A 19,428-nucleotide genomic window follows, 5' to 3' on the forward strand; every position below is an offset into this window, starting at 1 on the left:
TCGTACATATCGACGAGCACGCCCCTTTCCGTCCGTACGCCCCGAGGGAGACGCCCCGAAGATGCCCGGCAGCATCGGCAACGGCGCCGTGACGCGCAGCACCCTGCGGCAGCAGATCGCCGACGCGCTCCGCGACGAGGTGCTGGCGGGGCGGCTGCAACCCGGGCAGGAGTTCACGGTCAAGGAGATCGCCGAGCAGTACGGCGTCTCGGCGACCCCGGTCCGCGAGGCGCTGGTGGACCTCTCCGCGCAGGGCCTGCTGGAGGCCGACCAGCACCGCGGGTTCCGGGTCCACGAGTACTCGGTGGAGGACTACCGGGGCATGATCGAGGCCCGCTCGCTGATCATCGAGGGCATGTTCCTGCAACTGGAGGACGGCCGGGAGTCCGTCCGCGAGTACGGCTCCCCGGAGCGGGTCGCCGCCGCCATCAACGGGGTGCGCCGGCGCGGCGAGGAGGCCCAGCGGGCCGCGGCCGCCGGTGACCTGACCGTCCTCATCGGCTACGACCTGCGCTTCTGGCGAGAGCTCAGCGACTTCTTCGGCAACCCCTATCTCGCCGACTTCCTGCACCGGCTGCGGGTGCAGAGCTGGGTGTGCGCGGTACAGCACCTGCGCCGGATCACCGATCTGCGCGGACATCTGTGGTCCGGCCACACGGATCTCGTCGACGCCCTGTACCGGCGCGACACCGCCGCGGCCCGCCGGATGCTCGCCGAGTACAACGCCCACTCCGTCGCCCTGGTCGAGCGGCTGGCGGCCCCGTGACGGCGACGGCCACCGACCGGGAGACCCGGGAGGCCGAGACCGTCGCCCTGTCCGTGGTCGTCCCGGCCCGGGACGAGGAGCGGCGGCTCGGGCCCACCCTCGACGCCCTGGTGGACCATCTCGAACAGACCGGGGAGCCCTGGGAGATCGTCGTCGTCGACGACGGGTCCACGGACGCCACCGGGGACCTGGTCGCCGCCCGCCGCGACCCGCGTGTGCGGGCCGTCACCGGCGAGGGCCGGGGCAAGGGGCACGCGCTGCGGCTCGGGGTGGCCGCCAGCCGGGGCCACCGCATCCTCGTCACCGACGCCGATCTCGCCACCCCCGTGGCCGAGCTGGCACGGCTGGAGCAGGCGCTCGCCGCGGGCCATGCGGCGGCCGTGGGCTCCCGCGCCGTGCCGGGCGCCACCCTGGGCGACCGCCAGCACCGGGCCCGCGAACTCCTCGGCAAGGCCGGCAACCGGCTCATACGGGCCACCGCCGTGCGCGGGATCCGGGACACCCAGTGCGGGTTCAAGCTGTTCGACGGCGACAAGGCGCGCGCCGCGTTCGCCGCCTCACGGGTCGACGGCTGGGCGATCGACGTGGAGGTGCTGCGGCACTTCCAGCAGGCCGACTGGCCGGTCGCCGAGGTGCCGGTGCACTGGTCGCACCGGCCCGGCTCGAAGGTCCGCCCGCCGGACTACCTCCGCTTCCTGCGCGACCTGGCCCGCCTGCGCCGCGCCGACCTCCTGGCGGTCCTGCTCTTCCTGGCCTTCTCCGTCACCCTCTACTCCGGCCGCGTCCTCGACCCCGCGCACCGCTATCTCACGGACTCGCTCCAGGACCAGAACCAGTGGGAGTGGTTCTTCGCGGTGACGGCGGACAACGTCAGCCATCTGCGCAACCCCTTCTTCAGCGACCTCCAGGGCTATCCCGACGGCGTGAACCTCATGGCCAACACGACCATGCCGGGTCTCTCCGTGCCGCTGACCCCGCTGACGCTGCTGTTCGGCCCGGCCATCACGCTCAGCCTCGTGATGACCCTGGGCCTGGCCGCGACCGCCGCCGCCTGGTATTGGCTGATCGTGGGGCGCCTCACCCCGCACCGGGGCGCCGCCTTCGCCGGAGCCGCCCTGGCCGCCTTCGCGCCGCCCTTCGTCAGCCACGCCAACGCGCACCCCAACTTCGTCGTCCTCTTCATGATCCCGCTGATCATCGACCGCGCCCTGCGGCTGTGCACGGGCGCCCGGGTCGGCCGGGACGCCGTGATCCTCGGCCTGATGACGGCCTACCAGTGCCTCCTGGGCGAGGAGGCACTGCTGCTCGCGGCGCTCGGCATGCTCCTGTTCGCGCTCGGCTACACGGCCGTACGCCCCAAGGAGGCCGCGGCGGCCGCAGGCCCCCTGCTGCGCGGCCTGGCGATCGGCGCGGCCGTCTGCCTCCCCCTCCTCGTCTACCCGCTGGCCTGGCAGTTCTCCGGCCCGCAGTCCTACGACGGCATCGACCACGGCACGGCCCCCGGCACCGCCAACTCCCTGCGCGCCCTGCTGACCTTCGCCGAACGCTCCCTGCTCGCGGGCGACGCCGGGACCGTCCGCACCCTCTCCCTCAACACCACCGAGCAGAACGCCTTCTACGGCTGGCCGCTCGCCCTGCTGGCCCTGGCCGTCACCGTGCTGCTGTGGCGGCGGCACCCGGTCGTCCGGGCCCTGGCGGCGACGGTCCTCGGAGCGGCCGTCCTGTCGATGGGCCCCCCTGGCCCCTGGGCCCTCCTCGACGGGCTGCCCCTCTTCGAGTCGGTGATCGAGAGCCGGGTGGCGATGGTCTGCGGCCCGGTGCTGGGCATGCTCGTCGCGCTCGCGATCACGGAACTGACCGGGACCCGGCCCCCGCTGCGCCACGCCGGACTGGCCGCCGTCCTCCTGGCGCTGCTCCCCCTGGTCCCCGCTCCCCTGCGCTCCGAGCCGCGCGCCGAGGTGCCGGCCTTCTTCACGGACGGGACCTGGAAGGCGTACGTCCGCGACGGCGAGACGCTGGTGCCGGTGCCGCTCGCCGAGCCCGGCGCCGCCGAGGCCCTGCACTGGCAGACCGTCACCGGGCTCGGTTTCCGGATGCCGGGCGGCTACTTCAACGGGCCGTACGGCGACGGCGACCGCACCGGCGTGTACGGCGTCCCGCTCCGCTTCACGGCGAATCTGCTGCAGGAGGCCCAGTTCACGGGGATCGTCCCGGTGATCGACACGGCCGCCCGGGAGGCGGCGGCGCAGGACCTGGCGTACTGGCGGGCGGGCGCACTCGTCCTGGCCCCGCAGCACCACGCGGGCGCCCTGCGTGAGACCGTGGACAAGTTGTTGGGCCGACCCGGTAGGCGGGTGGACGGAGTGTGGGTATGGGACCTGCACGACTGACGACTGGAGGAGCCTTCTTTGGCCTGTGACCTGTGGCTGGTACCGCTCGTCGACGTGTTGTGCCACACCCCCGACAACCCGTTCGCCGACGAACTCGCGCAGTACAACAAGGTGCTGGCGGAGGCGGGACTGCCGCCGGTGCCGGTGTTCCAGTACATGCCGGGGCTGTCCGGGGAGGTCGCCCCGGTGGCCGGCTTCGACTACGACGCGCTGCACTTCCTGCGCCGCGCCTATCTGCTCCAGGTGTGCGGGCTGCCGGTGACCCCGGTCGACGAACTGGGCGGCGACTACGAACAGCTCCTGGAGATGTTCGAGTCCACCGCCCAGCAGTCCCACCTGGTCTGGCACTACGACCACGCGGGCGCGTACGTCCCGGTCGACTTCCCGCACCCGCTCTCGAACGACGACCTCCTCGCCGGAGGCGGCCCCCTGGGTTCCTCCCACTCCCTGCTCCGGGAGCTGGAGTTCGTCGCCCCCTCGATCGGCATCGACCCGGCGAACCCGCCCGCACCGCCCCAGGCTCCCACCGCGCCCACGGAACTGGAGGAACCGGCCGTGCCCGCGCCGTACGATCCCAGCCCCTTCGCCCGCGAGCGGCACGTGTGGCTGGGGCTGCACGCGGCGGCGACGCGGAGTCTGGCGCAGGGGTCGATGATCGTGTTCAGCTGACGCCGACGCCGACGCCGGAGGTCAGCGGCCGAGCCGGGAGAGCCCCTTCTGGACGTCCTCCTTGTTCATCACGGGTGTGTAGCTGATGTCGGCACCCAGTTCGAGGAAGAACGGCTCGCTGATCACCGGCATGTCGGAGGGGTCCGCCATGTCGAAGAACATGTAGGCGGTCCGGCGTCCGCCGTCCGCCGTGAAGTAGGCCGCCTCGGGCTTGATCTGCTCCATCGACTCCTGGAGCAGCTTCCCGAGGGTCCCGTTCCGGATGAGCTCGTTGGCCCTCTCCGTGTCCATGGACGCCCTCATCATCATGCGCATCGCGGTCACCTTCTTCGGCTCTTGGGCGGACGCGCGCGGATGGCGCTTTCAGGATATGCCCGGGCGCAGGGGGGCGCCCCTGGTCGGGGGCGCCCCCCTGACTCACGGCTGTTCGACGATACGAATGGTCCGGACGCCGGTCCCCCGGTAGCGCGTCGGCGTCCTGGTCAGGACGGGACGGCCGTGCGGCCACTCGACAGTCGGGCACCGAGGGTGAGCCCCGGGTGCGTCCGGCCGAGGGAGCCGAGAAAGCGAGCAGCAGCCGCCGTCCGCTCACTCGGCTCGGGCTCCTCCGACTCCTGCGGCTCCTGCGGCTCCTCCGGCCCCGCCGTCCCCTCCCGCTCCGGATCCGGATCCGGCGGGGACGGCGGGGTGGGAGGTTCTTGTTCCACCGTCATTTCGCCCGAAGGGGAAGCACCCTCGGCCACGTCTCCCGACTCGCCGGAGGCCCGCTTTCCGACTTTTTCGAGTTCACCCGCCGGGGGTTCGTCCTCGTACGGAGTATCGAAAACCTCGTACACCGTGGAGAACTGACGCGTCTGCGGATCCTGCCGCACCACCCGCCGCAGATACCGGGATTCCTCCAGCTCATGCAGGGCGGACGCGATCCGCGCCCGCCCCTCCTTGCGCTGCTCGGCGAGGGTTCGGATCGTGGCGCGGGCGCCGTTCGGAAGGCTGAGGAGGTACGTCAGTACGCCTACCGCGCACCAGGAGAGACTCCGGTCGCGAAGAAGGGCGTTGGAGAAGACGGAAAAGGCGCGGGTGGGCGTCGTACGATGAATGCGCATCAGGAGCTCCGCTTTGGTGTTGGAGCTGACGCTCCTTATGCCGTGCCCCCGGGTGTTGGCGCACCGCGGGGGTTTGTCTGCTGGCGTGACTCTATGGGTACACAGAGCGACGAACGCAAGCCGAACGTGGGTTTTCCTGGGCGGGAGTTCTCGCTTTTCACTCGCCGGAGTGAAGTACGGTGCGGAGCAGCAGCGTGTGGACGAAGCGGTCGGGGGCCGTGGGGCGGTAGCGCCAGCCGAACGGCCAGGTCATGCCGTCCAGCGCCGGGACCGGAATGAACCACTCCTTGTCCGGGCCGCTGGTCAGACGGGTGACGTCCGGGGGCCAGGCCAGGTGGGCCGTACTGCCCGGCGGAACCAGGAAGTACACGCACCGGCGTCCGCTCGCCGTCCGATCGGGGACTTCGCCCCCGACGACCCCACCGCCGGGCTGGACCTGTCCGACGGACTGGTCACGGACCTGTACCGGTGGGCGGCGGACTTCAACGCCGGTATGGAGCGCTACCTGAAGGACAGGGACGACGAGGCGGACGACGCACGTCGCCTGGAACTGGATCTGCGGGGCCGGGCACTTGCGGAACGCGTCGCCCGAGAGGCGGGTCCGGGTAGGACCGTGACCTACGGGGGGCTTGCCTGATCTTGGCCGGTCGGCCGGGGCGAGGGCCCGCACTCGGCCGAGTGCGGGCCCTCGTTCGTCCGGGCTCGTGCCGGAGGTCCGCTCCCTACAGGAACGAGTTGATCTCGATCGTCTCGTCGCGGCCCGGGCCCACGCCGATCGCGGAGATCGGGGCGCCGGACATCTCCTCCAGGGCCTTGACGTAGGCCTGCGCGTTCTTCGGGAGGTCGGCGAACGACTTGGCCTTGGTGATGTCCTCCGACCAGCCCGGGAGGTTCTCGTAGATGGGCTTCGCGTGGTGGAAGTCCGTCTGGGAGTACGGGAGTTCCTCGACGCGCTTGCCGTCGATCTCGTACGCCACACAGACCGGGATCTGCTCCCAGCCCGTGAGGACGTCGAGCTTGGTGAGGAAGAAGTCGGTCAGGCCGTTCACGCGGGTCGCGTAGCGGGCGATGACCGCGTCGAACCAGCCGCAGCGCCGGTCACGGCCCGTGGTGACGCCGCGCTCGCCGCCGATCCGGCGCAGCGCCGCGCCGTCCTCGTCGAACAGCTCGGTCGGGAAGGGGCCGGAGCCGACGCGGGTCGTGTACGCCTTGAGGATGCCGATGACCCGGCTGATCTTCGTCGGGCCCACGCCGGCGCCGGTGCAGGCGCCGCCCGCGGTCGGGTTGGAGGAGGTGACGAAGGGGTACGTGCCGTGGTCGATGTCGAGCAGGGTGCCCTGGCCGCCCTCGAACAGGACGACCTTGTTCTCCTCCAGGGCCTGGTTCAGCACCAGGACCGTGTCGGTGACGTACGGGGCGAGCTTCTCCGCGTAGCCGAGCAGCTCCTCGACGACCTGGTCGACGGCGATCGCGCGGCGGTTGTACAGCTTGGTGAGGAGCTGGTTCTTGGCGTCGAGCGCCGCCTCCACCTTCTGCGTGAGGATCGACTCGTCGTAGAGGTCCTGGACGCGGATGCCCACGCGGTTGATCTTGTCCGCATATGTCGGACCGATCCCGCGCCCGGTCGTGCCGATCTTGCGCTTTCCGAGGAAGCGTTCCGTCACCTTGTCGACAGTGACGTTGTACGGGGTGATGATGTGCGCGTTGCCGCTGATCAGGAGCTTCGACGTATCCACGCCGCGCTCGTTCAGACCGCTCAGCTCGGAGAGCAGGACCGACGGGTCGACGACGACGCCGTTACCGATGACCGGCGTACAGCCGGGCGACAGGATTCCGGAAGGGAGGAGGTGGAGTGCGTACTTCTGGTCACCGACGACGACCGTGTGGCCGGCGTTGTTGCCGCCCTGGTAGCGCACTACGTAGTCCACCGAGCCGCCGAGTAGATCGGTGGCCTTTCCCTTGCCTTCGTCACCCCACTGAGCACCGAGCAGCACAAGTGCGGGCACGCGCGTACACCCCTTCCGGGTGGGGCATGTCCAAGGTCAGGGGCGTACGCGGAGGCTTTTTCCACCACCGCGTGCACCGCGACCGTCGTTGGCCGCAGTTCCGCGACCGTCGTAGGTCGCACACCGTCGGACCCGGATGCCCCGGAATAGACGAAGCCCCTGGCGCAATAGCGCAAGGGGCTCTTGCACAAAGATGCTACCCGAGGAAGCGAGGCAGGACCGAGGTGGCGACTTTCGCGACGCCGGACCAGCTGCTGGTGATCATCGATCCGATTGCCCGGAGGGCCGACGGGGAGTCCGTACGGATCGCGAAAGACGTGCTCAGCGCGGGCGCGGCGAGTACGAAGGTGTGTCTTCCGGAGGGGCCGGAGGAGTTCGCCCGGGTCCTGGCGCGGCGGGGTTCGCGGCGGCCGGTTGTGATCGGTGACGACCGTGCGCTGACCCGGACGGTGTCGCTGCTGCACCGGCAGCGGGAGCTGGCCGGATGTGTGCTGTCGATGGTGCCGGTGGGGCCGGTGCTGGGCGTGGCGCACGCCCTGGGGATCCCCACGGGGGCCGTCGCGGCGGCGCGGGCCGTCCTCGACGGCGCCGAGCGGCGGCTGGACCTGCTGGTGGACGACAGCGACGGGGTGGTGCTGGGGGCGCTGCGGATCCCGCCGCTCCAGCAGCTCGCCGCCCAGGAGGAGGCCGTGGGGGTCACGGGGCGGCCCTGGCTCCAGTCCCTCGTCCGCACCCTCGTGCCCTCGCGGCCCACGCGTCCCCTCTCCGCCCCTGTCCCGCCGGGTCCGGCCCGGCTGCGGGTGGAGGTGGACGGGGTGACCCTGGTCGACCTCGACCAGCCGGTGGAGACGGTGTCGGTGACCCCGGGGACGTCCGGGGAGGCGGAGGTGGTGGTCCGGCCCCTGTCGGTGGGTGCGGAGGCGGCACCGCTCCAGGCCTGCGGGCGCACGGTGACCGTGTCCGGCGCGGACTTCCGCTACCGGGCGGACGCGGGGGTGATGGGGCCGGTGCGGAGGCGGACGTGGACGGTGCGGGAGGGGGAGTTGGGGTTGGTGTTGCCGACGGTTTCCTGAGTCAGGACTCCTCCACGTCATCCGGCCCCTCTTCGGGGAGCTGGATGCCGGAACTGTCGAGAATGCAGTCGAACGGCGCGGGGATGGGGAGCTTCTCGCCGATCGGCATCGAGCAGCTTGACCTGTAGCCCCGTGCGGTGGGCGTCCAGTAGACGGTGGCTTGCTGCTTCTGCATGTCCAGGACCAGGTAGACCTGGACACCTGCCTTGCCGTAGACCTCGACCTTCTCTGTCAGGTCGGCGTCGCGGGTGGAAACGGACGTCAGCTCGGCGACAAAGGAGAGGCCCTCGCCGTCCAGGCGATTGCTGGTGGTTCGGTAAGCACCACGGTGGCCTGCATGGATGTCGGGACCGTAGGCGCGTTCAGCCCCAGGGAACACGAAGAGGTAAGGGGTGGTGCTGATGCGGTGCCCCTCCGGGAGACGAGGGCGCAGCTGATCGCAGACCAACTCGATCAAGTCTTCGTAGTACCCCTTGGACCACGGCGACACGACGATGTTCCCCCTGACGATCTCGGCCTTGTAGCCGTCGGGCACGTTCAGCTCATCGAGCAGGTCCAACTGACCCTCGAAGTCGCTGCGAGGCGTGGTCCCGCTGATCACCGGTCGCTCTGCCATGAGTGTCATGATGCGCCCTCCCCTTGCCACGGACCAGCCGCACTCAGAGTAGCGGAGCGATTACACCATCGGTGTCGATCTCGTCCTTGAGCCCCACCCCCGACTTCCCCAGCTCCCGGGCCCTGCCCAGGAGGGCGGCCAGTTTGCCCGCCGCCACCTCGTACGACAGCCCCAGCGGCGGCCGGATGTTGGACAGGCAGTTGCGGTCGGCGTCGGTCGTCACGCCGGGCACGGGGCGGTGGGTCAGGTACGCGCCCAGCGAGTCCGCCGCCGACATGCCGGGGCGTTCGCCGATCAGGACGACCACCGCCGTCGCGCCCATCGCCGTCGCCACGTCGTCACCGAGGGCCACCCGGGCCTGTTCGGCGAGGACGACGGGGGCCACGTTCCAGCCGGGCAGGCGCTCCACCGTCGCCCGCACCACCGCCGCCGCGTGCTCGTGCACGGCCCGGCTGGAGAGCCCGTCCGCGACGAGGAAGACGACGTCCCAGTCGCCGGCCGGGAGGTGCGCCCGGTCCACGGCCTCCAGTCGGCGGCCCAGGTCGGGGCGCTGGAGGTAGGTGAGCCGGTCGGGGGCGGCGCTGCGGACCCGTACCGTCGCCAGGCCCGGCAGCGCGGCGGCCACCGTGTCCGGGGCGAACGGCGAGTGCACCGCGTCCCGGGCGGCGGCGTGCGCGGCCTGGAGTTCCAGCCGGTGCCGGGTGGGGAGCGCGGCGCCGACCCGGCCGAGGCCGATGCGGGCCTGGGTGCGGCGGCGCAGGGCGGGCCACAGCTCACCGCCCACCGGGGATACGCCCTTCACGCCACTTGCGTCCGTCACATCCGCCACATCCGCCACATCCGTCGTATCCGTCATGCCGCGAGCTCCCGTCCGATCGCCGTCAAGGGGTGGGCCGTGCCGGAGAGCTCGCGGATGCCGCCGCGGTCGTCCAGCAGCCCGATCGAGTCCAGCCAGGTCTCGAACTCCGGCGCCGGGCGCAGCCCCAGCACCTCCCGCAGGTAGAGCGCGTCGTGGTACGAGGCGGACTGGTAGTTGAGCATGATGTCGTCGCCGCCGGGCGTGCAGATCACGAAGGACGCCCCGGCCACACCGAGCATGGTGAGCATGGTGGCGATGTCGTCGTCGTCCGCGTCGGCGTGGTTGGTGTAGCAGATGTCCAGGCCCATGGGCAGGCCGAGGAGCTTGCCGCAGAAGTGGTCCTCCAGGGCGGCGCGGAGGATCTGCCGGCCGTCGTACAGGTACTCCGGGCCGATGAAGCCGACGACCGTGTTCACCAGGAGCGGGTCGTAGCGGCGGGCGACCGCGTACGCCCGTGCCTCGACCGTCTGCTGGTCGACCCCGTGGTGGGCGCCGGCCGACAGGGCGCTGCCCTGGCCGGTCTCGAAGTACAGGACGTTCCGCCCGACGGTTCCCCGGTCCAGGGCGAGGGCGGCCTCGTACGCCTCGTCGAGCAGGCCGAGGGTGACGCCGAAGGAGGCGTTGGCCGCCTGGGTGCCCGCGATGGACTGGAAGACGAGGTCGACGGGCGCCCCGCGCTCCATCAGGTCGAGGGTCGTCGTGACATGGCTCAGGACGCAGGACTGGGTGGGGATGGAGTAGCGGCCGATCACCCCGTCGAGCAGCTCCAGCAGATCGCGGACGGCCTTCGGGCTGTCGGTGGCCGGGTTGATGCCGATCACCGCGTCGCCGGAGCCCAGCAGCAGACCGTCCAGGAGGGCGGCCGCGACGCCCGCGGGGTCGTCCGTGGGGTGGTTGGGCTGGAGGCGGGTCGCGAGGCGGCCCGGCAGTCCGATCGTGGAGCGGAAGGCGGTCACCACGCGCACCTTGCGCGCGACCGCGACCAGGTCCGCGTTGCCCATCAGCTTCGACACCGCGGCGACCATCTCCGGGGTCAGGCCCGGCGCCAGCGCGGTCAGCGCGGCCGTGTCGGCGGCCTCGGACAGCAGCCACTCGCGCAGTTCGCCGACGGTCATCGAGGCGACCGGCGCGAAGGCGGCCGACTGGTGGGTGTCGAGGATGAGCCGGGTGACGTCGTCGTCCTCGTACGGGATCAGGGGCTCGGTGAGGAAGTCGGTCAGGGGGACGTCCGCGAGCGCCCAGCGCGCCGCGACCCGCTCCCTGGCGGTACGGGCCGCGAGGCCGGCCAGGCGGTCGCCGGAACGTTCGGGGCTCGCGGCGGCCAGCAGGCGGGCGAGGGAGCCGAAGCGGTGCCGTTCACCGCCGAGGACGGTCGTGTAGACGCTCATGGCGGCGACCGTACGAGCCGGGTGTTTCCCTCAGATTTCTAAAGGTCTGGTTGACAAACATTTAACGCCCCGGCCCCCCTGCCGGACTCATTCCGACTGAAGAGTTCCGGTCCAGCACACCTCTGGACGGATCTACGGAAAACAGGAGAGGGGCCACCCGATGGCAGTGGACGAGGGCATCGCCCCGGCGGCGCAGACGAGCGAGGCAGGCACGGTTCACCGGCTCAAACCGAACGCCGTGGGCCTGCTGGGCGTGGTTTTCATGGCCGTCGCGACGGCCGCGCCGATCACCGCGATGACGGGCAACGTGCCCTTCATGGTGTCCGCCGGGAACGGCATCGGCGCCCCGACGAGCTATCTCGTCGCAATGGTCGTCCTGGCGATCTTTTCCGTCGGCTTCACCTCGATGGCGAAGCACATCACCTCCACGGGAGCCTTCTACGGCTTCATCTCCTACGGCCTCGGCCGCTCGATCGGTCTCGCCTCCGGGCTGCTCGCGACCTTCGCGTACGTCGTGTTCGAGCCGGCGCTGATCGGCATCTTCTCGACCTTCGCCACCACGACGCTGAAGGACCAGACGGGACTGGACGTCCCGTGGTGGGCGTTCGCGGTCCTGATGCTCGCGGTCAACGCCACCGGCACCTGGTTCGGCGTCTCGGTCGCCGAGAAGCTGCTGGTCGTGCTGCTGGCCACCGAGGTGACGATCCTCGCCGCGATGGCGGTGTCCGTCGCCCTGCACGGCGGCGGCCCCGACGGCTTCAGCCTCGACCCGGTCAACCCGGTGAACGCCTTCAAGGGCACCTCGGCCGGCCTCGGGCTCTTCTTCGCCTTCTGGTCGTGGGTCGGCTTCGAGTCGACGGCGATGTACGGCGAGGAGTCCCGCAACCCGAAGAAGATCATCCCCAAGGCCACGATGATCTCCGTGCTCGGCGTCGGCGTCTTCTACGTCTTCGTCTCCTGGATGGCGATCACCGGCACGGGCGACTCGCGGGCCGTGAAGGTCGCCACCGACGACCCGCTGGCCCTGTTCTTCGGCCCCACCGAGCAGTACGTCGGCCACTGGGCGGTCGTCGTCATGCAGTGGCTGATGATCACCGGCTCGCTCGCCTGCGGCATGGCCTTCCACAACTGCGCCGCCCGCTACATGTACGCCCTGGGCCGGGAGGGCGTCCTGCCCTCGCTCCAGCGCACGGTGGGCCGCACCCACGCCCGGCACGGCTCCCCGCACATCGCGGGCCTCGTCCAGACGATCGTCTCGGCGGTCCTGATCGGCGCGTTCTGGGCCGCCGGCAAGGACCCGTACACCGGGACGTACGTCCTGCTCGCGATCCTCGGCACCATGGCGATCCTGGTCGTCCAGGCGGTGTGCTCGTTCGCCGTGCTGGTGTACTTCCGCTCGCACCACCCCGAGAGCCGGCACTGGTTCCGCACCTTCGCCGCGCCGCTGACCGGCGGGGTGGCCATGCTCGCCGTGGTGGCGCTGCTGGTGTCCAACATGGGCGTCGCGGCCGGTACGGAGTCGGGTTCGCTGGTGCTGAAGGCGACCCCGTGGCTGGTCGCGCTGATCGCCCTGGCGGGCATCGGCTACGCGCAGTACCTCAGGCGGCGCGCGCCCGAACGCTATCTGCTGCTGGGCCGGACGGTCCTGGAGGAGACCAAGGAGCGCTGACCCCGGTCAGTCGCCGAAGAGCTGCTCCCGGTGGACCCGCCAGCGTTCCATCATGGTCAGCAGCTCGCCCTCGATGAACTCGAAGAAGGCGAGGGTCTCGGCCATGCGCAGGCCGGCGGGGGTGTCGGGGCCGAGGCTCTCGACACCCTCGCGCAGGGCGCCCTCCCAGCGCCGGATGACGGCGTCCCGGTTGGTCAGGGCGGTGTACCACTGGTCGCCGTGCACCCGGTAGCGCTCGCGGCGCGAGCCCGGCTCCCGCTCGCGCGCCACCATGTGCGCCTGGGACAGATAGCGCACCGCGCCGGAGACCCCGGCGGGGCTGATCCTGAGCTGTTCGGCGAGTTCGGCGGAGGACATCGCGCCCTCGTCGGAGGAGAGCAGCGCGGCGAAGACGCGGGCGGCCATGCGCTGCATCCCGGCCTCGACCAGCTGGGCCGCGAACGTCTCCACGAACCTCGACACGGCCTCCGGGTCCCGGGCTGCCCCGCTCATGCGCTGCATCGCTCCATCACTCCATCCTAGCGCTGCTTCACTCATTTCCTTAACTTCACAAATTTCTGAAAGAAGCGTACGTTCGGAGCCATGACGAAGGCCATCACGGTGTCCGGGCTCCACAAGTCCTTCGGCCGCACCCGCGCGCTCGACGGCCTCGACCTGGAGGTCGAGCAGGGCGAGGTGCACGGCTTCCTCGGCCCCAACGGCGCCGGCAAGTCCACCGCCATCCGCCTCCTGCTGGGCCTGCTGCGCGCCGACTCCGGCGCCGCGCGGATCCTCGGCCGCGACCCGTGGTCGGACGCCGTGGAGGTGCACCGCAGGATCGCGTACGTCCCCGGGGACGTCAGCCTCTGGCGCAACCTCTCCGGCGGCGAGGTCATCGACCTCTACGGCCGGCTGCGCGGGCGTCTGGACCCCGCCCGCCGCGCCGACCTGATCGACCGCTTCGAGCTGGACCCGGCCAAGAAGGGCCGGACCTACTCCAAGGGCAACCGGCAGAAGGTCGCCCTGGTCGCCGCGTTCGCCTCGGACGTCGACCTGCTCATCCTGGACGAGCCGACCTCGGGCCTGGACCCGCTGATGGAGGAGGTCTTCCAGCGCTGTGTGCGGGAGGAACGCGACCGGGGCCGGACGGTCCTGCTGTCGTCCCACATCCTCAGCGAGGTCGAGGAGTTGTGCGACCGGGTCAGCATCATCCGCAAGGGCCGCACCGTGGAGAGCGGCTCGCTCGCCGACCTGCGCCATCTGACCCGGACCAGCGTCACGGCCGAACTCGCGGGCCCGCCGAACGGGTTGACCGCCCTGCCCGGCGTGCACGACCTCGACGTCCAGGGCAGAAGGGTCCGCCTCCAGGTCGACACCGACCGACTCGACGCCGTCCTGCGGTCGTTGACGGACTCGGGCGTACGGTCGCTGACCTCGACCCCGCCCACCCTGGAGGAACTCTTCCTGCGCCACTACCAGGAGGACACCGCCGACCCCGCCACCACCGCCACCGCCGACGCGGGCGACGCGGGCGACGCGGGCGACGAGGTGGCGGCCCGATGAGCACGCTCACCGGCACCGGCGTCCTGGTCCGCTTCGCGCTGCGCCGCGACCGGGTGCTGATCCCCGTCTGGGTGGCCGTGAACACCCTGATGGTGCTCACCATGCCGAACACCCTGAAGAGCCTCTACGGCACCCCGGCCGACCGGGCCGACCTGCTCCACCAACTCGACACGAACGCCTCCCTGCGCGCACTCATCGGCCCCGTCTTCGACGACTCCCTCGGCGCGCTCACCGCCTGGCGGGTCGGCGTGTACGCAGGTGCGCTCGCCGCCGTCACCGCCCTGCTGATCGTCGTACGGCACACCCGGGACGAGGAGGAGAGCGGGCGGCAGGAGCTGCTCGCGTCCGGCGCGGTCGGCCGGCGGGCCTCGCTGACGGCGGCGCTGCTCGCGGCGGCGATCGCGAGCGCGGTCCTCGCGCTGCTGGTGGCGGGGGGCCTGGCCGGGCAGGGGGCGGCGGGGGCGGTCGCGTTCGGCCTCGGGCTGGCCGGGGTCGGGATGGTGTTCGCCACCATGGCGGCGATCGTCGCGCAGCTCACCGAGAGCGCGCGGCTGGCCCGGGGCCTGACGGCGGCGGTCCTGGGCGCTGCCTTCGTCCTGCGGGCGGCGGGCGACTCGGCGACCGACGACGGGGCCTCGGTGCTGACCTGGGTGTCGCCGCTGGGCTGGCTGGAGAACCTGCGGGCGTTCGCGGACGAACGGTGGTGGGTGCTGGGCCTGTTCGCGGGCGCTGCGGCGGTCCAGGCGGCCGTGGCCTACGGGCTCGCGGGGCGCCGGGACGTCGGCATGAGTTTCCTGCCGGCCCGGCCGGGACCCGCTGACGGCGGGCCGGCCTCGGCGGGCGCGCTGGCCCTGCGCCTGCAACGGGGCGCGGTGCTGGGCTGGAGCGTGGGTTTCTTCCTCGCCGGGGTCGTCTACGGCGGGCTGACGGACGGCGCGGCCGACCTCGTCGGCGACAACGCCAAGGCGCGCGAGATCGTCGAGCGGATGGGCGGCCAGTCGGCACTGACCGACGCCTTCCTCGCCGCGATGATCGGCATGCTGGGCCTGATCGCCTCCCTGTACGTGGTCGCCTCGGTGCTGCGGCTGCACGGCGAGGAGACCTCGGGGCGGGCGGAACCGGTGCTGGCGAACGCGGTGGGCCGGCTGCGCTGGGCCGGCGGCCATCTGCTGATCGCCTTCGGTGGCGCCGCCCTGATCATGCTGCTCGCCGGGCTCGGCTTCGTCGTCGGGTACGGCAAGGAGGCGGGCCCCATCCTTGCCGCGTGCCTGGTGCAGCTCCCCGCGGTGTGGGTGGTCGGCGGGCTCGCGGTCCTCCTGTACGGCACGGCCCCCCGGCTGGCGCCCGCCGCGTGGGGAGTGGCGGGCGCGGTCCTGCTCCTCGGCTGGATCGGACCGGCTCTGGACGCCCCGCAGGTCGTCCTGGACCTCTCCCCCTTCGGCCACCTGCCCAAGCTGCCGGGCGGCGGGATGAGCTGGGGGCCGGTGGGGGTGCTGGGCGCACTGGCGGGGGCGCTGGTGGCCGGGGGGCTGGCGGGGTTGCGGCGCCGGGACATGATCACCTGACGAGACCGGGTGCGGCCCGGGGAAACCGGCTGCGGCCCGGGGGCGTCCTCCGTGGGCATGGGACAACGTGCGCAGGCGGCCTGCGGATGTCTGACCGCGGCCCTCGGGGCGGGCGCGGGCCTCGCGGTGTGGGCGATCGACGTCCGCTCCCGGCTCCGGCGCTTCGAGCAGGCCCCCGACCTGAGTGTCCTCTACCTGGAGCTGCCGCTCGCGCTGCTGGCCGGCACGGCGGCGGAGCTGGTCCTGTGGGCCGTGACCGGCCGCCTCGCCGGGCGCCGCTGAGGCCGGGTAGTGGCGGGTCAGGCGGGTCAGGCGGGTCAGAGGGTGACGCTCAGACCCTCCAGGCCCCGGATCACGAAGTTCGGCTTCCGCTTCGGCTCCTCCGCGAGCGCCAGTGTCGGGGCCTTCTGGAGGAGGGCCGTCATCGAGGCGGCCAGTTCGATGCGGGCCAGCGGCGCGCCGATGCAGTAGTGGATGCCGGCGGAGAACGAGATGTGCGGGTTCTCCGTCCGGGTGAGGTCCAGCCGCTCGGGGTGCGCGAACACCGCCGGGTCGTGGTTGGCGGAGCCGAAGAGCAGGGCGACCTCGGCGCCCCGGGGGATCGTCGTCCCGTCGATCTCGATGTCGTCCAGCACCCACCGCTCGAACAGCTGGAGCGGGGTGTCGTAGCGCATGAGCTCCTCGACCGCGGCGGGGACGAGCGTGTGATCGGCCCGGAGCGCGGCGAGCTGCCCGGGGTTGCGGAAGAGGGCCGACCAGCCGTTGACGGTGGCGTTGACGGTCGCCTCGTGCCCGGCGTTGAGCAGCAGCACGGCAGTGGAGATCATCTCCTGCTCGGTGAGCCGGTCGCCCTCGTCGTGTGCGGCGATCAGCCCGGAGATGAGGTCGTCGCCGGGCTTCTCGCGGCGGGCGGCGATCAGCTCCCGCAGGTAGGCGGAGAACTCGACGGAGGCCCGCACCGCACGGGCGGCGGTGTCCTCGGACGGGTTCAGCTCGTACATCCCGCAGATGTCCGCCGACCAGGGCCGCAGCGGCGCGCGGTCGGCCTCGGGTATGCCGAGCATCTCGGCGATCACGGCGACGGGCAGCGGTTCGGCGACCTCGCTCAGCAGATCGCCCCCGCCCGCCTCCACCAGCCGGTCCACCAGCTCCCCGGCGAGCGCGGTGACGTACGGCTTGAGCTGCTCGACCGTGCGCGGGGTGAACGCCTTCGACACCAGCCGCCGGATCCTGGTGTGGTCCGGCGGTTCCAGGTCCAGCATCCCGTGGTCGTTGAGCGTGTGGAACGGCTCGTGCTCGGCCGGCGGTGCCGTCCGCCCGAAGTCCTCATGGGTGAAGCGGTGCTGATACGTCCGCCCCAGCCGCCGGTCCCGCAGCAGCGCCGACACGTCCGCGTGATGCGGGACGAGCCACTGGTCGGTCGCGGCGTAGTGGATCACCCGCCCCCGCTCCCGCAGCTCGGCGTAGGCGGGGTAGGGATCGGCGAGGAACGCCGGGTCCCACGGGTCGAAACGGAGGTCGTCAGCTGCTGCCATGCACGGACGCTAACCGCTGATCGACCGGCTGACCAGGGGTTGCCGCCCGACGAGGGGGTCGGCGGGGCGCCGGCTGGATGATCGACGGGCCGCCCCGTCATCGCCGCGGGGTGGGCCGTAGCGGCACCGGCGGGGGTCGTCCGGTTCAGCCCGGGGTCACCAGTCTCGCCTCGTACGCGAACACCGCCGCCTGGGTCCGGTCCCGCAGCCCCAGCTTGACCAGGATCCTGCTCACATGGGTCTTGATGGTGGACTCCGCGACCACCAGCCGGCCCGCTATCTCGACGTTCGACAGGCCTTGGGCGATCAGCACCAGGACCTCCGTCTCCCGCTCGGTCAGGTCGCCGTAGGCGGCCTGGGCCGCGCGGGGCAGCGCGGGGTTGTTCGACAGCTTCGAGAACTCGGTGATCAGACGCCGGGTGACGGAGGGCGCGAGCAGCGCCTCGCCGGCCGCCACCACCCGGACCCCGTCCGCGAGCTGACGGGCCGAGGCGTCCTTGAGGAGGAAGCCGGAGGCCCCCGCGCGCAGGGCCTGGTATACGTACTCGTCGAGGTCGAAGGTGGTCAGCACCAGGACCTTCGCCGCGTCGTCCGCCGCCACGATCTCCCGGGTCGCCTCGATGCCGTTCAGCTCGGGCATCCGGATGTCCATCAGGACCACGTCGGGGGACAGCTCACGGACCCGGTCCACCGCCTCACGGCCGTTGACCGCCTCGCCGACGACCTCGATGTCCGGCATCGCGTTCAACAGGACCGAGAAGCCCTCGCGCACCATCATCTGGTCGTCGGCTATGAGAACCCGGATCGTCATGCGCCACTCTCGCTCGCGGCCGGTACGGGCAGGAACACCGTGACCTCGTAGCCCCCGGCCGGGGTGGGCTCCGCGGTCATCTCGCCGCTCAGCATGGTCACCCGCTCGCGCATGCCGGTGATGCCGTGCCCGGCGCCGGGCGAGGACTTGACCAGGGCGGGGCCGGTCGGCGGGTCGTTGACCACGCGCAGACCCAGCCCGCCGAGCACATACCCGATCTCCACCCGGGCGCTCGCCCCGGGGGCGTGCCGCAGGGTGTTGCTCAGGGCCTCCTGGACGATGCGGTACGCCGACAGCTCCACACCCTGCGGGAGTTCGCGGGCCGCGCCCGTGATCACCTTCTCGACGTCCAGGCCGGTCTCCCGCACATTGGCGAGGAGCGCGTCCAGGTCGGCGAGGGTGGGCTGGGGGGCGTCCGGCGCCTCGTAGTCCTCGGCGCGGACCACGCCCAGCACCCGGCGCAGCTCGGTGAGGGCCGCCACCGCGTTCTCCCGGATGGTGGCGAAGGCCTTCTCCAGCTCCTCGGGCGGGTTCTCCACCCGGTAGGGGGCGGCCTCCGCCTGGATGGCGACCACCGACATGTGGTGGGCGACCACGTCGTGCAGCTCGCGGGCGATCGTGGTGCGCTCCTCCAGGAGGGTGCGCCGGGAGCGCTCGTGGGCGGTGACGCTCTGCTGGGCCGTCACCTCCTGCTCGGCCTGCCGGCGTATGTGCCAGACCGTGACGCCCAGCAGGGCCAGCGCGGAGGTGACCAACATGGGCCCGACGTTCGTGCCGTAGTGGTTCCAGCCGAAGACCGTCTCGGCGATGAAGCCGTAGACGGCCGTGAACACCCACATCCAGGCGGCCGTGCGCGGACGGGTGCGGATCGCCACGACCGTGAGCACGACCAGGTGGGAGATGAAACTCGGCGGCAGCCAGGGCCAGTTGCCGGACTGCTCGCCGAACAGGGCGACCAGCGCGGTCGAGGCGAGCGACGCCCAGAACGCGGCGGCCGGCCGGACCAGGGTCAGCAGCACCGGCACCAGGACCAGCAGTCCGCTCAGCACGGACACCGAGTCGCCTCCGGCGGGCATCACGGAGGCCAGCACCGCCACCGCGCCGGCCGCTCCGACCAGGATGTGCCGCGAGTGGGTCGCGTACTCGCGTCCGCGGCCGCGCAGCCCTTTCGTGAAGCGGCCCGTGGGCTCCTTCGGGGGCAGCGGGCGGTAGGCCAGTGCATCGTCGAACAGGTCTTGCCTCATCCCGCGCAGCGCGTCCATGGCCGCCCGGACCTCCGGGCTCTTCGGCTGGTAGGCGCCGTACGGGTCGTCCTGGGGCGGCAGGTGGGTCTGCGTCGTCTCGGTCACAGTCAAAACGGTAGGCGGGGGGCGGGGTCGCGGTCGTCACCATGGAGAGGGGTTCCGGCGGGTCCCCCTCAAGTACTACGGGTCCGC

At 71.7% G+C, this 19,428-nt stretch carries 19 protein-coding genes; 8 read left to right on the top strand and 11 right to left on the bottom strand.

The genetic code is table 11. The features are described from left to right. Positions 1-61: 61 nt before the first annotated feature. The 3 genes from AQJ58_RS32420 to AQJ58_RS32430 are packed head-to-tail and all read left to right on the top strand — an operon-like array spanning position 62 to position 3,825. Positions 62-766 (top strand): GntR family transcriptional regulator, encoded by a 705-nt coding sequence (locus tag AQJ58_RS32420; RefSeq protein ID WP_067256606.1) that lies wholly within the window; start codon positions 62-64, stop codon positions 764-766. Further along, a complete protein-coding gene (locus AQJ58_RS32425) occupies positions 763-3,156 on the top strand; it encodes a dolichyl-phosphate beta-glucosyltransferase (RefSeq protein WP_067256608.1) in 2,394 nt (797 codons plus the stop codon). Before AQJ58_RS32420 ends, AQJ58_RS32425 begins: the two co-directional genes overlap by 4 nt. Before the next feature lie 18 nt (positions 3,157-3,174). After that, positions 3,175-3,825: a hypothetical protein gene (locus AQJ58_RS32430; RefSeq protein ID WP_067256610.1), complete on the top strand. Its 651-nt coding sequence runs from the start codon at positions 3,175-3,177 to the stop codon at positions 3,823-3,825. Positions 3,826-3,846: 21 nt separating this feature from the next. Here the strand turns inward: AQJ58_RS32430 and AQJ58_RS32435 are convergent, their stop codons facing one another. From AQJ58_RS32435 to AQJ58_RS32450, 4 genes are all read right to left on the bottom strand, one after another. Beyond that, the gene (locus AQJ58_RS32435) at positions 3,847-4,140 is read right to left on the bottom strand and encodes a hypothetical protein (protein WP_067256612.1); all 294 of its coding nucleotides are present in this window, start codon (positions 4,138-4,140) and stop codon (positions 3,847-3,849) included. A gap of 167 nt (positions 4,141-4,307) precedes the next feature. Then, positions 4,308-4,928 (bottom strand): hypothetical protein, encoded by a 621-nt coding sequence (locus AQJ58_RS32440; RefSeq protein WP_067256614.1) that lies wholly within the window; start codon positions 4,926-4,928, stop codon positions 4,308-4,310. A 157-nt stretch (positions 4,929-5,085) separates the two neighbouring features. Further along, positions 5,086-5,298: a hypothetical protein gene (locus AQJ58_RS32445; protein WP_199844737.1), complete on the bottom strand. Its 213-nt coding sequence runs from the start codon at positions 5,296-5,298 to the stop codon at positions 5,086-5,088. A gap of 352 nt (positions 5,299-5,650) precedes the next feature. Further along, positions 5,651-6,934: an adenylosuccinate synthase gene (locus tag AQJ58_RS32450; RefSeq protein WP_067256616.1), complete on the bottom strand. Its 1,284-nt coding sequence runs from the start codon at positions 6,932-6,934 to the stop codon at positions 5,651-5,653. Positions 6,935-7,158: 224 nt separating this feature from the next. Between AQJ58_RS32450 and AQJ58_RS32455 the strand changes: the two genes are divergently transcribed. Beyond that, positions 7,159-8,007, top strand: coding sequence for a diacylglycerol kinase family protein (locus AQJ58_RS32455; RefSeq protein ID WP_067256618.1), 849 nt, complete (start codon positions 7,159-7,161; stop codon positions 8,005-8,007). 1 nt (position 8,008) lies between these two features. On the opposite strand, the gene AQJ58_RS32460 is transcribed toward AQJ58_RS32455, so the two are convergent. Genes AQJ58_RS32460 through AQJ58_RS32470 form a run of 3 tightly spaced genes read right to left on the bottom strand, consistent with a single transcriptional unit; the run spans position 8,009 to position 10,870 of the window. Next, a complete protein-coding gene (locus AQJ58_RS32460) occupies positions 8,009-8,632 on the bottom strand; it encodes a Uma2 family endonuclease (protein ID WP_067256620.1) in 624 nt (207 codons plus the stop codon). A gap of 34 nt (positions 8,633-8,666) precedes the next feature. After that, positions 8,667-9,479: an ethanolamine ammonia-lyase subunit EutC gene (gene eutC / locus AQJ58_RS32465; protein WP_079079372.1), complete on the bottom strand. Its 813-nt coding sequence runs from the start codon at positions 9,477-9,479 to the stop codon at positions 8,667-8,669. After that, a complete protein-coding gene (locus AQJ58_RS32470; RefSeq protein WP_067256622.1) occupies positions 9,476-10,870 on the bottom strand; it encodes an ethanolamine ammonia-lyase subunit EutB in 1,395 nt (464 codons plus the stop codon). Before AQJ58_RS32470 ends, eutC begins: the two co-directional genes overlap by 4 nt. Before the next feature lie 160 nt (positions 10,871-11,030). Between AQJ58_RS32470 and AQJ58_RS32475 the strand changes: the two genes are divergently transcribed. Further along, entirely contained in the window at positions 11,031-12,539 is a 1,509-nt protein-coding gene (locus tag AQJ58_RS32475) for an APC family permease (protein WP_067256623.1), read from the top strand. A 6-nt stretch (positions 12,540-12,545) separates the two neighbouring features. Here the strand turns inward: AQJ58_RS32475 and AQJ58_RS32480 are convergent, their stop codons facing one another. Then, positions 12,546-13,031, bottom strand: a complete 486-nt coding sequence (locus AQJ58_RS32480; protein ID WP_079079382.1) for a GbsR/MarR family transcriptional regulator — start codon at positions 13,029-13,031, stop codon at positions 12,546-12,548. Between the two features lie 90 nt (positions 13,032-13,121). Between AQJ58_RS32480 and AQJ58_RS32485 the strand changes: the two genes are divergently transcribed. From AQJ58_RS32485 to AQJ58_RS32495, 3 genes are read left to right on the top strand one after another with little or no spacing between them, the layout of a single operon-like run. Continuing rightward, positions 13,122-14,081 (top strand): ABC transporter ATP-binding protein, encoded by a 960-nt coding sequence (locus tag AQJ58_RS32485; protein ID WP_067256627.1) that lies wholly within the window; start codon positions 13,122-13,124, stop codon positions 14,079-14,081. Next, positions 14,078-15,646, top strand: a complete 1,569-nt coding sequence (locus tag AQJ58_RS32490; RefSeq protein WP_067256628.1) for an ABC transporter permease — start codon at positions 14,078-14,080, stop codon at positions 15,644-15,646. Before AQJ58_RS32485 ends, AQJ58_RS32490 begins: the two co-directional genes overlap by 4 nt. Positions 15,647-15,703: 57 nt before the next feature. After that, positions 15,704-15,928 (top strand): hypothetical protein, encoded by a 225-nt coding sequence (locus AQJ58_RS32495; protein ID WP_067256630.1) that lies wholly within the window; start codon positions 15,704-15,706, stop codon positions 15,926-15,928. Positions 15,929-15,963: 35 nt separating this feature from the next. Here AQJ58_RS32495 and AQJ58_RS32500 read toward each other — a convergent pair whose 3' ends face one another. The 3 genes from AQJ58_RS32500 to AQJ58_RS32510 all read right to left on the bottom strand — a co-directional run bounded on the left by AQJ58_RS32500 (position 15,964) and on the right by AQJ58_RS32510 (position 19,341). Next, positions 15,964-17,181, bottom strand: coding sequence for a cytochrome P450 (locus tag AQJ58_RS32500; RefSeq protein ID WP_067256632.1), 1,218 nt, complete (start codon positions 17,179-17,181; stop codon positions 15,964-15,966). Between the two features lie 145 nt (positions 17,182-17,326). Next, complete coding sequence (locus AQJ58_RS32505; RefSeq protein WP_067256634.1) at positions 17,327-17,992, bottom strand: response regulator; 666 nt, start codon at positions 17,990-17,992, stop codon at positions 17,327-17,329. Next, entirely contained in the window at positions 17,989-19,341 is a 1,353-nt protein-coding gene (locus AQJ58_RS32510; RefSeq protein ID WP_067256635.1) for a sensor histidine kinase, read from the bottom strand. The genes AQJ58_RS32505 and AQJ58_RS32510 overlap by 4 nt, the downstream gene beginning before the upstream one ends. Positions 19,342-19,428 lie beyond the last annotated feature (87 nt).

Source organism: Streptomyces sp. DSM 15324, from assembly GCF_001514285.1.
In the GTDB taxonomy this organism is placed as follows: domain Bacteria; phylum Actinomycetota; class Actinomycetes; order Streptomycetales; family Streptomycetaceae; genus Streptomyces.